This is a genomic window from Verrucosispora sp. CNZ293 (genome assembly GCF_002754655.1).
In genome coordinates this window covers 4,570,499-4,583,921 of sequence record NZ_PEFR01000001.1, presented here as the reverse complement: position 1 = coordinate 4,583,921, position 13,423 = coordinate 4,570,499, and the positions used below count along the sequence as shown (strand labels likewise).

Sequence of the window (13,423 nt, the reverse complement as noted above, 5' to 3'; positions counted from 1 at the left end):
GCAGCCTCCTTAGGGGTTGAGGGTGAAGGGTCGGAAGGTGCGCGGCCCGTAGAGCCGGTGCAGCACCTCGTCCAGTTCGCGCAGCAGCAGCCAGGCGTCGTCGGGGCGGGCCCGCAGGAACCGCTGCCGGCAGCCCTGGGCGAAGTCCAGCAGCTGGCGTGGGGCCTCGCGGTTCATCAGCCAGGTCATGCAGCGGGTGGCCATGAAGATGTCGGTGCCGGGCCCGCACGGGCCACGGTCGAGCACCTCGGGCGGGTACCAGGTGTCGTGATCGGGCACCATCGCCGGGACGGTGCCGCCCGGCTCGGTGGAGAAGCACCAGTCGACAAGCACCAGGCCGTGGGCGTCGGGGTCGATGAGCACATGCGCCGGCAGCACCGCGCCGTGCACCAGGCCGGCCCGGTGGGCGAGGCCGAGGGCGACCAGGAGCCGTCGCCACATCCACGCCACGTCACGGGCGTCCAGCCCGTCCGGATAGGCCCGCCGCACCTCGACCAGGCTGTGCAGCCCGGGCGCGGTGCCGAGCACGGTGATCCGGCGTTCCGCCCCGGTGCCGGCGTCGCGGTGGGTGAAGCTGTCGACCAGCCGGGGAACGTACGGTAGCCAGCGCGGGTCGCCCCGCTCGGCGAGCGTGCGCAGGGCGCGTTGCTCGCGGGCCATCAGATCGTTGTCGGCCGCGTCGCGGGGCAGCTTGAGCAGCCGGTCCGCGCCGACGTCGTACAGGTCGGCGAGGTCACCTGAGTACGCGGGCCGGCCGCACCGGTAACCGCGCAACTCGGTCACCCGCCGGGCCCGCCAACGGGTGGTGACCCGGAGGAAGGCGTCGATGGCGGCGGCCCGGATCCCCGGGCCGACCCAACCGAGCCGGTCCGGGTGCAGGGCACCGACGAGTTCCCGGTAGCGCCGCTCCGGCGCGTCGCCGCCGAACAACTCGTCGTCGTCGCGGGCGGCGGTGACCAGGCGGATCGCCTCGTCGGTCGTCATCGCACCGTCTCCTCGCGCGCCGGGCGCAGCAGCGCCGGGTGCAGCAGTCGCGCGTCCCCGGCCCGGTAGAGCCGGGCGCGTGGGCCACCCCGGGCGCCGCCGCGTTCGGTGCTGGCGCCGGTGCCCTCCACGAACCCCGGCACCGAGAGCACCTTGCGGTGGAAGTTGCCGGCGTGCAGCTGGTGGCCCCAGACCGTCTCGTAGACGGCCCGCAACTCCCCGATGGTGAATTCGGGTGCGAGGAATCGAGTGGCCAGCGGGGTGTACTCCAGCTTTGAGCGGGCCCGTTCCAGCCCGTCGGAGACGATCCGGTCGTGGTCGAAGGCGAGCTGACGGTTGGTCAGCTCGGTGACCGGCACCCAGGCCGCCTCGTCGGCGTCGGTGCCGGCCGTCGCGTCCGGCAGGTCGGGAGCGAAGGCGAGATGGGCGATCGAGACGATCCGCATCCGGGGGTCCCGGTCGGGTGCCCCGTAGGAGGCGAGCTGCTCGACATGAACCCGCCGGAGCGGCTCGCCGTCGAGGCCGGTCTCCTCGGCCAGCTCCCGCCGGGCGGCGGTGGCCAGGTCCTCGTCCGGCCGGACGAATCCACCGGGAAGTGCCCAGAGACCGGTGTACGGCTGTGCGCCGCGGCGGATCAGCAGCAGGTGCAGTGCGCCGTCACGAATGGTCAGGGCGACGATGTCGACGGTCACCGCGACCGCCGGGTAGGCGCTCGGGTCGTAGGTGGCGAGGAAATCCTGCTCGTTCACGCTCGATCACTCTCACTTAGAGAACATCTCTATCTGAGAAGAACCTAGCGGAAAGAGGGGGGCCGGGCAAGTACCCGGCCCCGCTCAGCGGATGGTGCCCACCAGATGCGGGCGGCCACGCCTGTCGTGCAGGCTGAAATCCCAGCCCGCGCCGAGCGCCGTGGCGTTGAACGCCACAGTGCCGGGCAACGGCACCGGCAGCTTGAACGCCACGTCCACCGTGTACGCCTCGGGCAGCCGGCTCTCCAGCGCCGCGAGACACCGCGCCTTGCTCCACATGCCGTGGGCGATGGGCTGGGGGAAGCCGAGCAGCCGCGCCCCCAACCGCGAGGTGTGGATCGGGTTGTGGTCGCCGGAGACCCGCGCGTAGTCCGTCCCGACCCGGGGGGTGACAGGCCAGCGGGCGGTGGCGGCCGGCGGGGCGGGCCGCTCACCGTGGTCGCGCCGCTCACCGCCACCCGGGGTGCGCTGCCGGCCGAGGTACGTCGAGACGCCACGCCACACCTCCTCGCCGTCCACCGACCCGACGAGTACGACGTCCACCTGCCGCCCCCGATCGTGCGGGCGCAGGTTCTCCGCCCAGGTGGCGAAGTCCAGCCGGTCGCTGACGGTGACCGGTCGACGCACGGTGATCCGGTTGCCGACGTGCACCACCCCGGTCAGCGGGATCGGAAACTCCGGCGCGGTGATCAGGCGCAGCGCCAGCGGGAAGCCCATGACGTGCGGAAAGGTCGCGGGCAGCCGGTCGGCCAGGCGGAACCCGCAGACCCGGTCGTAGTCGGCCAACCGCTCCGGATCGACAGTCACCCCGCCGACGGCCAACTCGACAGCCGGTATCCCGGCACCACGGCGGCCACCCAGTCCCGGTACCGGGTTCAGCAGCGCCCGCCGGTACAGCGGACCGGCCGTAGGCAGCCGGGTCAGCTCCACCCGGGCCCGGGCCCGGGCCGCAGGATCCCCCGGTCCGGTGCCTGTCGCTGCCGTCGGTGGGGCGCCGGCCGGATCGCCGCCCCCGGCGCCGGCACCGCGCGTACCGGCGGGGCTCGGTGCAGCCGGGGCCACCGTCGGCGGGTCGGAGTCACCGCCGGTGGGGGCGAGTCCGGACAGGTCGCGGGTCGCCTCCGGATCCCCACCGTCGGCCGGACGGGCGAGCGCTGCGGCCCGGATCTCCGGAGTCAGGACCTCCGTCGGACCGTCGATCAGCTCGCCGACCGACAGGTCGTCAGCCGGTTCGTCGCCGCGTCTGCGCCTGGCCATCACGCCCCCAGCAGGCTCTGGCCGCAGACCCGGACCACGTTGCCGCTCACCGCACCGGACGCCGGCCAGGCCAGCCAGCCGATGGTCTCCGCGACATCCACCGGCAGCCCGCCCTGCGAGAGGCTGTTCATCCGGCGACCGGCTTCCCGCAGCACCATCGGGATGCGGGCGGTCAGCCGGGTCTCGATGAACCCGGGTGCCACCGCGTTCACGCTGATCTGCCGTTCCCGCAGCGCCGGGGCGAGCGAGTCGACGAGTCCGATGACCCCGGCCTTGCTCGTGGCGTAGTTGGTCTGGCCGCGGTTGCCGGCGATCCCGGCGATCGAGGAGACACCGACGATCCGGCCGCCGGACGGGATCAACCCGCGTTCCAGCAGCAGGTCGTTGATCCGCTCCTGGCTGGACAGGTTGACGTCGAGGACCTGGTCCCACCGGTCGGCATCCATCCGGCCGAGGGTCTTGTCCCGGGTGATGCCGGCGTTGTGCACCACCACGTCGACCCGACCGTGTCGGCTGGCCAGGTGCTCGGCGAGCCGGGCGGGCGCGTCGGCGGCGGTCAGGTCGAGCTGCACGGCGCTGCCGCCGATCTCGTTGGCTACCACTGCCAGCTCGTCGCCGGCGGCCGGGATGTCGAGTGCCACCACCGTCGCGCCGTCGCGGGCCAGCACCCGGGCCAGGGCCGCGCCGATGCCCCGGGCCGCACCGGTGACCAGCACCACCTGCCCGTCGAGCGGACGGTCCCAGTCGGCCGGTGCGGTCGCCTGGCCGGCACCCACCCGGATGACCTGCCCGGAGACGTACGCGGAACGGCCCGACAGCAGGAACCGCAGGGTCGCCTCCAGGCTGGTCCAGGTACCGGCGTCGGCCTCCCGCGTGACGTACACCAGTTGCGCGGTGATGCCCCGGCCGAACTCCTTGCCGATGCTGCGGGTCAGCCCCTCCAGCGCCCGCTGGGCGGTCGCCTCGCGGGGCGTGCCGCACTCGGCCGGCGGCGTGCCCAGCACGATCACCCGGCCGCTGGGCTGCACGGCCCGGGCCTGCGGGTGAAAGAAGTCATAGAGCTGGCGCAGCTGGGACGAGTCGGTGATGCCGGTAGCGTCGAAGACGAGAGCGGCGCTCTCCGGCGTACGACCGGTTGCCGGATCGGGCACGGCGGTGGCCGGATCCCGCAGGGCGAGCCCGGCGGCGGCCAGGGCCTTGCTGACCGGCTCGGTGAGCCGCCCGCCGGCAGCGGCGCCGAGCAGGACCAGCCCGGGCAGGATCGGCTCGCCGGGGTCGTGCCGGCGCAGACGCGGCGGATCAGGCAGCCCGAGACGCTTGACCAGCGCCCGCCCGGCGCCCGACTGGACGAAGCTCGCATACCTGTCGGTCATAGGCGTAGCCTACTGGCGAGTAAGAGAGACCGGCAGTAGGGCGGTGGCGGCACGGCCGGCCAGTCCTGTCGACGGCCGCGCCAAGGTGCGGGCAACACTTTCGAGGAGACGGATCGTGCAGAACGTTCGACGGGTCGCGGTCATCGGCGGCAACCGGATCCCCTTCGCCCGCTCCAACTCGCGCTACGCCAGCGCCTCCAACGCCGACATGCTCGGCGCCGCGCTGGACGGGCTGATCGCCCGGTTCGGCCTGGCTGGGCAGCGGATCGGCGAGGTCGTCGCCGGGGCGGTGCTCAAGCACTCGAAGGACTTCAACCTCACCCGCGAGGTGGTGCTCGGCTCGAAGCTCGACCCACGCACCCCGGCGTACGACATCCAGCAGGCCTGCGGCACCGGCCTGGAAGCGGTGATCCTGGTCGCCAACAAGATCGCCCTCGGCCAGCTCGACGTCGGCATCGCCGGTGGTGTCGACACCACCTCCGACGCGCCACTCGCGGTCAACGAGGACATGCGTCGTACGCTGCTCAAGCTCAACTCCGCCCGCACCCTCGGCGAGCGGCTCCGGATCGCCGCCAAGCTGCGCCCGGCCCAGCCGTTCAAGCCGGAGATCCCCCGCAACGCCGAGCCGCGCACCGGCCTGTCCATGGGTGAGCACGCCGCCCAGACCGCGCTGCGCTGGAACGTCGACCGGCAGGCGCAGGACGAACTGGCACTGCGTTCGCACCAGCGGCTCGCCGCCGCGTACGACACGGGCTTCTTCGACGACCTGATGACCCCCTACCTGGGGCTGACCCGCGATCAGAACCTTCGGCCCGACACCACCCTGGAGAAGCTGGGCACGCTGCGTCCGGTCTTCGGCGCCAAGGGGCCGGACGCCGAACGGGCCACCATGACCGCCGGTAACTCGTCGCCGTTGACCGACGGGGCCTCCACGGTGCTGCTGGCCAGCGAGGAGTGGGCGCGCGAGCACAACCTGCCGGTGCTGGCCTGGTTCTCCTGGTCGGAGACGGGCGCTGTGGACTTCGTGCACGGCGAGGAGGGGCTGCTGATGGCACCCGCGTACGCGGTGCCCCGGCTGCTGGCCCGGGCCGGGCTCACCCTCCAGGACTTCGACTACTACGAGATCCACGAGGCGTTCGCCTCCCAGGTGCTGGCGACCCTGGCGGCCTGGGAATCGCCGGAGTTCTGCAAGGACCGCCTCGGCCTGGACGCCCCCCTCGGCGCGATCGACACCGACAAGCTCAACGTGAACGGTTCCTCGCTGGCCGCCGGTCACCCGTTCGCCGCCACCGGCGGCCGGATCGTCGCCACCCTGGCCAAACTGCTCGCCTCCAAGGGCACCGGACGCGGCCTCATCTCCATCTGCGCCGCCGGCGGCCAAGGCGTCACCGCCATCCTCGAACGCTGATCCGATCGACGTCGGCTACTACTTGAGGGTGCCTGCAGGGGCCAACCACCGCATCGGCTGGCCTGTCACGTTCGCGATCTGGTCGTAGTCGCGGTCGTAGTGCAGCAGGGACAGGCCGTGATATTCGGCGGTCGCAGCGATCAGCAGGTCGACTGTTCCAGCTGAGCGATGGGTGCCCCGGTCGGTCAACTCGCTCTGGATCTCGGCCGCTCGTTCGTAGCCCCGTTCCGACACTGGCACCCAGCTGAACACGGTACGGACTAACTCCACCAGCCGGGCGCGGTCGCTGGCCGAGCGGGCCGAGTAGAGGAACTCCAACTCGACAAGTGGACAGACGGCGAGCAGGCCGGCGACGAGGGGCTGCTCCCAGCGAGCACGTACTGCCGGATCCCGCAGTAGCCGGACGAGCGCACTGGTGTCGACGAGATACTCCGCGTAGCTCATGGGCGGTAGGTCGTCTTCTCCAAGAGTTCGTCAAAATCGCCCGCCTCGGCCCGGTCGCTCAGTTCGGCGAGCGCCCGGGCGCGGCGCATTCGTGCCGCCGCCTCACGCAGGGCGACGTTGACAGTGTCCTTCTTGGTTCTGGTGCCAAACGCAGCGGCCGCGTCGGCCAGTGCCTCGTCGTCGACGTCCACCAGGATCTTGGTCATCGAGCACCCCCCTATATATGACTTGCGAAAGTAGTATATCCGGCCGGACCCGCGCGGGTAGCTGCGCCGCGATACCGCGAGAATGGTGGGGTGACGATGATTCCGAACGTGCTCGCCAATCGGTACGCCTCGCCCGAGCTGGTCAACCTCTGGTCGCCGGAGGAGAAGGTCCGGCTGGAACGGCGGCTCTGGCTGGCCGTGCTGCGGGCGCAGCGGGATCTGGGTGTCCCGGTGCCGGACGGGGTGGTCGAGGCGTACGAGCGGGTGCTGGACGACGTCGACCTGGCGTCGATCGCGGAGCGGGAGCGGGTGACCCGGCACGACGTGAAGGCCCGCATCGAGGAGTTCAGCGCGCTCGCCGGGCACGAGCACGTGCACAAGGGGATGACCTCCCGGGACCTCACCGAGAACGTCGAGCAGCTCCAGGTGCGCCGCTCGCTGGAGCTGATCCGGGACCGGGTGGTGGCGACGCTGGCCCGGCTCGCCTGGCACGCCCACGAGTACGCCGACGTGGTGATGGCCGGCCGGTCGCACAACGTGGCGGCGCAGGCCACCACGCTGGGCAAGCGCTTCGCGTCGGCCGCCGAGGAGCTGTTGATCGCGTACGAGCGGCTGGAGGACCTGATCGCCAGGTACCCGCTGCGGGGGATCAAGGGGCCGGTCGGCACCGCCGCCGACCAGCTCGACCTGTTCGACGGTGACGCGGACAAGGTGGCCGAGTTGGAGCGCCGGGTCGCCGAGCACCTCGGTTTCAACCGGGTGCTGGACAGCGTGGGGCAGGTGTACCCCCGGTCGCTCGACTTCGACGTGCTCTCCGCGCTGGCGCAGGTGGCCGCGGCACCGTCGTCGCTGGCCACCACGATCCGGCTGATGGTCGGTCAGGAGTTGGCCACCGAGGGCTTCAAGCCGGGCCAGGTCGGCTCCAGCGCGATGCCGCACAAGATGAACACCCGATCGTCGGAGCGGGTGAACGGCTTCGCGGTGATCATCCGGGGCTACCTGTCGATGGTCGGCGAGCTGGCCGGCGACCAGTGGAACGAGGGGGACGTCTCCTGCTCGGTGGTGCGCCGGGTGGCCCTGCCGGACGCCTTCTTCGCCGCCGACGGACTGTTTCAGACGTTCCTCACCGTGCTTGACGAGTTCGGCGCGTACCCGGCGGTGATCAACCGGGAACTGGAGCGGTTCCTGCCGTTCCTGGCCACCACCAAGATCCTGGTGGCGGCCGTGCGCCGGGGCGTCGGCCGGGAAGCCGCCCACGAGGCGATCAAGGAACACGCCGTCGCGGTCGCCCTGGCCATGCGCGAGAAGGCCACCCCCGACAACGACCTCTTCGACCGCCTGGCCGCCGACACCCGCCTCACCCTGACCCGTCCCGAGATCGACGCCCTGGTAGCCGACCGCGCCGCCTTCGTAGGCGCCGCCCCCGCCCAGATCCAGTCAGTAACCGCCAGAATCACCAAAATCGTCCAATCCCACCCCCAAGCCGCCACCTACTCCCCACCCCCCATCCTCTAACCCCCCACCCACCCCGGTATCCCTCGTTGATCATGAAGTTGTTGTCGCGCCGCGCCGGGCGGGAAGGCAATAACTTCATGATCAACGAGGTGGGGTGGGGTGGGGTTAGTCGCGGGTGGGGGTTTCGGCGGCGGTGCGGAGGGTGGGGGCGCTCGCCGGTTCGGCGATAGCGCCGGGTTCCTCGGCGAAGGCTGGTTCCTGGGCCGTCTCGGCGGCCACCAGGGGCTGGTCGGGGGGCATGACGTCGGGGACCTTGGGCACCACGATCACAGCGGTGCCGTAGGCGCAGATCTCCATCCACATCTCGCCACAGTCGCGGCTGTCGAACCGCATCCCGACCACCGCGTTCGCCCCCAGCCGCCGGGCCTCCTCGCCGAGGCGAGCGACCGAGTCGGTACGCCAACGGGTGAGGTTGTCCGGCGCCATCGGGTCGTATGCGCCACCACGGAGGTTCTTCACCCCCTCGCGGTACGGGTTGCGGGTCCTGGCCATGGATGAGACCACCTCGCCGAGGATCTGGCGGATCTCGTAGCCGGGGAGTAGATCCGTCGTCACAACCAGCACGTTTCCGATGCTGGCAGGTGCGGGTGCGGTACATCGTGAGCCTTGTTCACCTGCTCGGATGCTGAAAAACCGCGCGGCGCGGACGGCGGGCGCAGGGCCCACCATCCGCGCCGCCACGGGCGCTAACCGTCAGACGCCGGAAACGGAGCGGATCCACGCACGGTTGTACGCGACGCTGCCGTAGTTCTGGATGCTCTGGCCGTCGGCGGTGGAGGCCACGCCGACCTGCTGACCGTTGTAGAACTGCGGTCCGCCCGAGTCGCCGCGCCAGGCGTTGCCGTTGATCCGGGTGCTGCGGATCGCCTGCCCGCCGTACGCGTCACTGACGTTCGTGCTGGTGACCCGGACGCTCGCGGTCTTGAGCTGGCTCGACGCCGAGCAGCCGCTGTAGCAGGTCATGCCCCAGCCGTAGATCGAGTTTGTCGAGTTGACCGGCGGGTTGCTGGAGGCCAGCGTGACGTAGCTGGTGCTCACCGAGCTGGACAGGCGCATCAGGGCCACGTCGTACTGGCCGTAGGTGGCGCTTACCGTGCGGGTGACGCCGCCGGAGGAGCGGTAGACGCTGCCGACCCGGACCGACATCGAGCCGCCAAGGCAGTGCCGCGCGGTGAGCACCCACTGCGGGGCGATGATCGTGCCGGAGCAGGTGAACGAGCCGTTGCTGAAGACCGCGGCGGCCCACGGCGCCGAGGAGACGGTGCCGCCACCGATGATGTACGGGGCGACGGGTGAGGCGACGGCGCCGGAACTGGCGCCGAGCACGCCGGCCATGGCTGTGGCGAAGACCGCGATCAGGGATCGGATGCGCATCGGTGGGGCTCCTTCGGGGTTTCACAGGGCCCGGGTTCGCCGGGCCGGCGTGGGTGGCGGACGGGGGTGATCCGCCACCGGAGACGTCGGTAAATCGACGTCTGACGATGTACCGTAGGGCCCGGTGAGGTGTTTCACAAGAGGTTCATTGAAACAAGGCGATGTAACAGTTGAGTTTCCCGCCGTTGGGTGCCACGGGACAGGTGGCGGCCGTCGGCGGCCCTGCCGTCGGGGGTGATCGGCCGGCGGCCGGCTGGCCGGGCAGCCGGCAACGAAGCCGTATCGCTATCGCAACGAACCCGTATCGGTCCCGATCGGTAGGTGTGGGTAGGGTCGAGGGGCACCCTGACGGCGTCCGGCCGGTGCGGCTGGTGCGGCATCTGCCAGGTAGGCTGGCTGCGCTCGCCCGTTGTGGGTCGGCACCCAACTGCGTACACAGTCAGGAGTGCCCAGTGCCTCGCGTCGTCGTCGACGTCATGCTCAAGCCCGAGATCCTCGATCCTCAGGGCCAGGCCGTCGCAAACGCGCTGCCCCGGCTCGGCGTCAACGACGTCGCCTCGGTACGGATCGGCAGGCGGATCGAGATCGACTTTACCGGTGAACCGGACCTGGACCGGGCCCGGGAGATCGCCGACAAGCTGCTCGCCAACCCGGTCATCGAGGACTTCACGGTCCGTCTGGTCGAGGCCGACGAAACCGCGGAAGCCCGGTCGTGACCGCCCGGGTCGGTGTGGTGACGTTCCCCGGCTCGCTCGACGACGGGGACGCGGCCCGGGCCGTGCGGATCGCCGGCGCCGAACCGGTCCGTCTCTGGCACGGTGAGGCGGAGCTGCACGGGGTGGACGCGGTAGTCCTGCCCGGCGGCTTCTCCTACGGTGACTACCTGCGCTGCGGTGCCATCGCCCGGTTCGCGCCGGTGATGGAGAAGATCGTCGACGCCGCCGGTGGCGGCCTGCCCGTGCTGGGCATCTGCAACGGCTTCCAGATCCTCTGCGAGGCTCACCTGCTGCCCGGGGCGCTCACCCGCAACCAGCACCTGCACTTCCGTAACCGCGACCAGATCCTGCGCATCGAGTCGACCGGTACCGCCTGGACGAACACGTTCCAGCCGGGCCAGGAGGTGCTGATCCCGGTCAAGAACGGTGAGGGCTGCTACGTCGCCGACCCGGCGACGCTTGACGCGCTCGAGGCCGAGGGTCGGGTAGTCGCCCGCTATGTCGGCGGCAACCCCAACGGTTCGCAGCGGGACATCGCCGCGATCACCAACCAGGCCGGCAACGTGGTCGGCATCATGCCGCATCCCGAGCACGCGGTGGAGGCGCTCACCGGCCCCTCCCTCGACGGCCTCGGCTTCTTCACCTCGGTGCTGAAGCACCTGGTGGGGGCGCCGGCGTGACCGTCCGCGGCGGGATCATCGGTCGGCTCACCCGCCCCTCGGGCGGCGAGCGCAACAAGGAGACGTCATGACCACGCATCCGGACCCGGTACGGGAGAACCCGGAGGCGGTCCCGGCGCAGCCGCAACCGGCCGCCGCGCCGTCGGCCGCTCCGGCCCGGCACGCCGCCGTCTCGGAGGCCACCGACTGGGCCGACGGGACGGACACCGTGCCGCGCGCCGCGAGCACTCCCGAGGAACTCCAGCCGTACGCCGAGCTGGGGCTGCGGGACGACGAGTACGACCGCATCCGGCACATCCTGGGCCGCCGGCCGACCCAGTCCGAGCTGGCGATGTACTCGATCATGTGGAGCGAGCACTGCTCCTACAAGTCCAGCAAGGTGCACCTGCGCCAGTTCAGCGAGAAGGCCCCGCCGAGCGACCGGATGCTGGCCGGCATCGGTGAGAACGCCGGCGTGGTGCGGATCTCCGACGAGTTGGCGGTGACCTTCAAGGTCGAGTCGCACAACCACCCGAGCTTCGTCGAGCCGTACCAGGGCGCGGCGACGGGTGTCGGCGGCATCGTCCGCGACATCCTGGCCATGGGCGCCCGACCGGTGGCGGTGATGGACCCGCTGCGTTTCGGTGCCGCAGACCACCCCGACACCGCCCGGGTGCTGCCCGGCGTGGTCGCCGGTGTCGGCGGCTACGGCAACTGCCTCGGCCTGCCCAACATCGGTGGCGAGGTGGTCTTCGACCCCTGCTACCAGGGCAACCCGCTGGTGAACGCGCTCTGCCTGGGCGTGCTGCCGGTCGACCGGCTGCAGAGGAAGGAAGCCACCGGCCCCGGCAACGTGGTGGTGCTGATGGGCGCCAAGACCGGCCGGGACGGTATCGGTGGCGTGTCGGTGCTCGCCAGCGCCACGTTCACCGAGGGCAGTGAGCAGCGCCGCCCGTCCGTGCAGGTCGGCGACCCCTTCATGGAGAAGCTGCTGATCGAAGCGTGCCTGGAGCTGTACGACGCCGAGCTGGTCGTCGGCATCCAGGACCTCGGCGGAGCCGGGCTGACCTGCGCCCTGACCGAGACGGCGGCCTCCGCCGGCACCGGCATGCGGGTGTGGCTGGAGCGGGTGCCGCTGCGCGAGCCCTCGATGGAGCCGCACGAGATCCTGGCCAGCGAGTCCCAGGAGCGGATGCTGCTCGTCGTCGCGCCGGAGAAGCTGGAGGCAGTGCTCAAGACCGCCGAGAAGTGGGGCGTCTGGGCCACCGCGATCGGCGAGGTCACCGCGCCCGAGCCGGACGGTTCACCGGGTCGGCTGCTGATCACCTGGCGGGACCACCTGGTGGTGGACGTACCGCCGGGATCGCTCGTGGACGACGGGCCGGTCTACGCCCGTCCGATGCGGGAGCCGGCGGACCTGATCCTGCTCCAGGCCGACCGGGCGGAGACGCTGCCCCGGCCGAGCGACGCGGACACGCTGCGCGAAACCGTGCTGCGGATGATCGCCTCACCCAACCTCTGCGACAAGACCTGGGTGACCGAGCAGTACGACCGCTACGTGCTGGGCAACACGGTGCTCGCCCAGCCGGAGGACTCGGGCGTGATCCGCATCGACGAGCGCACCGGGCTGGGCGTGGCGCTGTCCGTGGACGGCAACGGCCGGTACGCCCGGCTCGACCCGTACCAGGGCGCCAAGCTGGCGCTGGCCGAGGCGTACCGGAACGTGTCGGTGACCGGTGCGACACCCATCGCGGTCACCGACTGCCTGAACTTCGGCTCGCCGGAGGACCCGGGCGTGATGTGGCAGTTCGCCGAAGCGGTACGCGGCCTGGCCGACGGCTGCGCTGAGCTGGGCATCCCGGTGACCGGCGGCAACGTCAGCTTCTACAACCAGACCGGCGCGGCGGCCATCCACCCGACGCCTGTCGTCGGCGTGCTCGGTGTGCTGGAGAACGTGGCCGACCGGGTGGCGTCCGGCTTCGTTCCGCGTGCCGGCGCCGATCACGATCAGCTATTCCTGCTCGGTGAGACGCACGTGGAACTCTCCGGCTCGGAGTGGGCCTGGGTGACCCACCAGCACCTCGGTGGCGTACCCCCGCACGTCGACCTGGCCCGCGAGAAGCAACTCGCCGGCCTGCTGGCCGACGCGGCCCGGGTCGGGCACCTCAGCTCCGCGCACGACCTCTCCGACGGCGGTCTCGCGCAGAGCCTTGTGGAGTCCTGCCTGCGGCACGGCGTGGGGGCCCGGATCGCGGTGCCGGAGCGCTTCGAGGGCAACTCGATGCCGTTCGTCTTCCTGTTCAGCGAGTCCGCCGGCCGGGTGCTCGTCTCGGTGCCGCGCGGGCACGAGAAGGCGTTCACCGCGCTCTGCGGCGAGCACGGCGTGCCGTGGGAGCTGATCGGCGTCACCGACCCGACGGCCGGCGCACTTGAGGTGCACGGCCAGTTCCGGATCGGCCTGGACGAGCTGCGCGAGGCGTACACCGGCACCCTGCCGGCCCTGTTCGGCGGCGTGCAGCCGTTCGAGGTGACCGCCCCGGCAGTCGCCGAGGTCGTCATCGACGGGCCGGCCGACGTCGACTCGCCGTCAAACGTCGGATCGCCGGCGGCAGCCGCCGGGCCGAGCACCGACCCGGAGCCGGCCGCGCCGGAGCCGGTCGCTGCCCGCCCGCAGGCCGAGCAGCCGGCACCTTCCGGCGCGGATCAGTCCGGCCCCGAGCCGGTCGAAGCCGCGTCCG

12 protein-coding genes and 1 pseudogene are annotated in these 13,423 nt (G+C 71.4%); 5 read left to right on the top strand and 8 right to left on the bottom strand.

The genetic code is table 11. From position 1 onward, the window contains the following. Positions 1–9: 9 nt before the first annotated feature. The 4 genes from CLT74_RS20955 to CLT74_RS20940 form a co-directional block, all read right to left on the bottom strand. Complete coding sequence (locus tag CLT74_RS20955; RefSeq protein WP_099848136.1) at positions 10–984, bottom strand: serine/threonine protein kinase; 975 nt, start codon at positions 982–984, stop codon at positions 10–12. Then, the gene (locus CLT74_RS20950) at positions 981–1,733 is read right to left on the bottom strand and encodes an NUDIX hydrolase (protein ID WP_099848134.1); all 753 of its coding nucleotides are present in this window, start codon (positions 1,731–1,733) and stop codon (positions 981–983) included. Before CLT74_RS20950 ends, CLT74_RS20955 begins: the two co-directional genes overlap by 4 nt. Before the next feature lie 84 nt (positions 1,734–1,817). Then, positions 1,818–2,663: a MaoC/PaaZ C-terminal domain-containing protein gene (locus tag CLT74_RS20945; protein ID WP_486582750.1), complete on the bottom strand. Its 846-nt coding sequence runs from the start codon at positions 2,661–2,663 to the stop codon at positions 1,818–1,820. A gap of 326 nt (positions 2,664–2,989) precedes the next feature. After that, complete coding sequence (locus CLT74_RS20940; protein WP_099848130.1) at positions 2,990–4,363, bottom strand: 3-oxoacyl-ACP reductase; 1,374 nt, start codon at positions 4,361–4,363, stop codon at positions 2,990–2,992. A 115-nt stretch (positions 4,364–4,478) separates the two neighbouring features. Between CLT74_RS20940 and CLT74_RS20935 the strand changes: the two genes are divergently transcribed. Beyond that, positions 4,479–5,771 (top strand): acetyl-CoA C-acetyltransferase, encoded by a 1,293-nt coding sequence (locus tag CLT74_RS20935; RefSeq protein ID WP_099848128.1) that lies wholly within the window; start codon positions 4,479–4,481, stop codon positions 5,769–5,771. 18 nt (positions 5,772–5,789) lie between these two features. On the opposite strand, the gene CLT74_RS20930 is transcribed toward CLT74_RS20935, so the two are convergent. After that, positions 5,790–6,215 (bottom strand): PIN domain nuclease, encoded by a 426-nt coding sequence (locus CLT74_RS20930; protein ID WP_099848126.1) that lies wholly within the window; start codon positions 6,213–6,215, stop codon positions 5,790–5,792. Continuing rightward, positions 6,212–6,421, bottom strand: a complete 210-nt coding sequence (locus CLT74_RS20925) for a type II toxin-antitoxin system VapB family antitoxin (RefSeq protein ID WP_099848124.1) — start codon at positions 6,419–6,421, stop codon at positions 6,212–6,214. The genes CLT74_RS20930 and CLT74_RS20925 overlap by 4 nt, the downstream gene beginning before the upstream one ends. Before the next feature lie 90 nt (positions 6,422–6,511). On the opposite strand from CLT74_RS20925, the gene purB reads away from it, so the two are divergent. Next, a complete protein-coding gene (purB, locus tag CLT74_RS20920; RefSeq protein WP_099848122.1) occupies positions 6,512–7,936 on the top strand; it encodes an adenylosuccinate lyase in 1,425 nt (474 codons plus the stop codon). 105 nt (positions 7,937–8,041) lie between these two features. Here the strand turns inward: purB and CLT74_RS20915 are convergent, their stop codons facing one another. Next, the gene (locus tag CLT74_RS20915; protein ID WP_099848120.1) at positions 8,042–8,605 is read right to left on the bottom strand and encodes a YbjQ family protein; all 564 of its coding nucleotides are present in this window, start codon (positions 8,603–8,605) and stop codon (positions 8,042–8,044) included. A 24-nt stretch (positions 8,606–8,629) separates the two neighbouring features. Then, complete coding sequence (locus tag CLT74_RS20910) at positions 8,630–9,310, bottom strand: S1 family peptidase (protein ID WP_099848117.1); 681 nt, start codon at positions 9,308–9,310, stop codon at positions 8,630–8,632. Positions 9,311–9,762: 452 nt separating this feature from the next. Between CLT74_RS20910 and purS the strand changes: the two genes are divergently transcribed. The 3 genes and pseudogenes from purS to purL all read left to right on the top strand — a co-directional run. After that, on the top strand, positions 9,763–10,026 hold the full coding sequence (gene purS / locus CLT74_RS20905) for a phosphoribosylformylglycinamidine synthase subunit PurS (protein ID WP_099848115.1): 264 nt from the start codon (positions 9,763–9,765) through the stop codon (positions 10,024–10,026). Beyond that, positions 10,023–10,706: a phosphoribosylformylglycinamidine synthase subunit PurQ gene (gene purQ / locus CLT74_RS20900; protein ID WP_099848113.1), complete on the top strand. Its 684-nt coding sequence runs from the start codon at positions 10,023–10,025 to the stop codon at positions 10,704–10,706. Before purS ends, purQ begins: the two co-directional genes overlap by 4 nt. Positions 10,707–10,773: 67 nt before the next feature. Continuing rightward, positions 10,774–13,201, top strand: a pseudogene (gene purL / locus CLT74_RS20895) (phosphoribosylformylglycinamidine synthase subunit PurL); the annotation flags it as partial. Positions 13,202–13,423: the final 222 nt, after the last annotated feature.

Coding starts and splice junctions, on each gene's coding strand:
- CLT74_RS20955 (WP_099848136.1), bottom strand. CDS start 984: ATGACGACCGACGAGGCGATCCGCCTGGTCACCGCCGCCCGCGACGAC.
- CLT74_RS20940 (WP_099848130.1), bottom strand. CDS start 4,363: ATGACCGACAGGTATGCGAGCTTCGTCCAGTCGGGCGCCGGGCGGGCG.
- CLT74_RS20930 (WP_099848126.1), bottom strand. CDS start 6,215: ATGAGCTACGCGGAGTATCTCGTCGACACCAGTGCGCTCGTCCGGCTA.
- CLT74_RS20925 (WP_099848124.1), bottom strand. CDS start 6,421: ATGACCAAGATCCTGGTGGACGTCGACGACGAGGCACTGGCCGACGCG.
- CLT74_RS20915 (WP_099848120.1), bottom strand. CDS start 8,605: ATGGTGGGCCCTGCGCCCGCCGTCCGCGCCGCGCGGTTTTTCAGCATC.
- CLT74_RS20910 (WP_099848117.1), bottom strand. CDS start 9,310: ATGCGCATCCGATCCCTGATCGCGGTCTTCGCCACAGCCATGGCCGGC.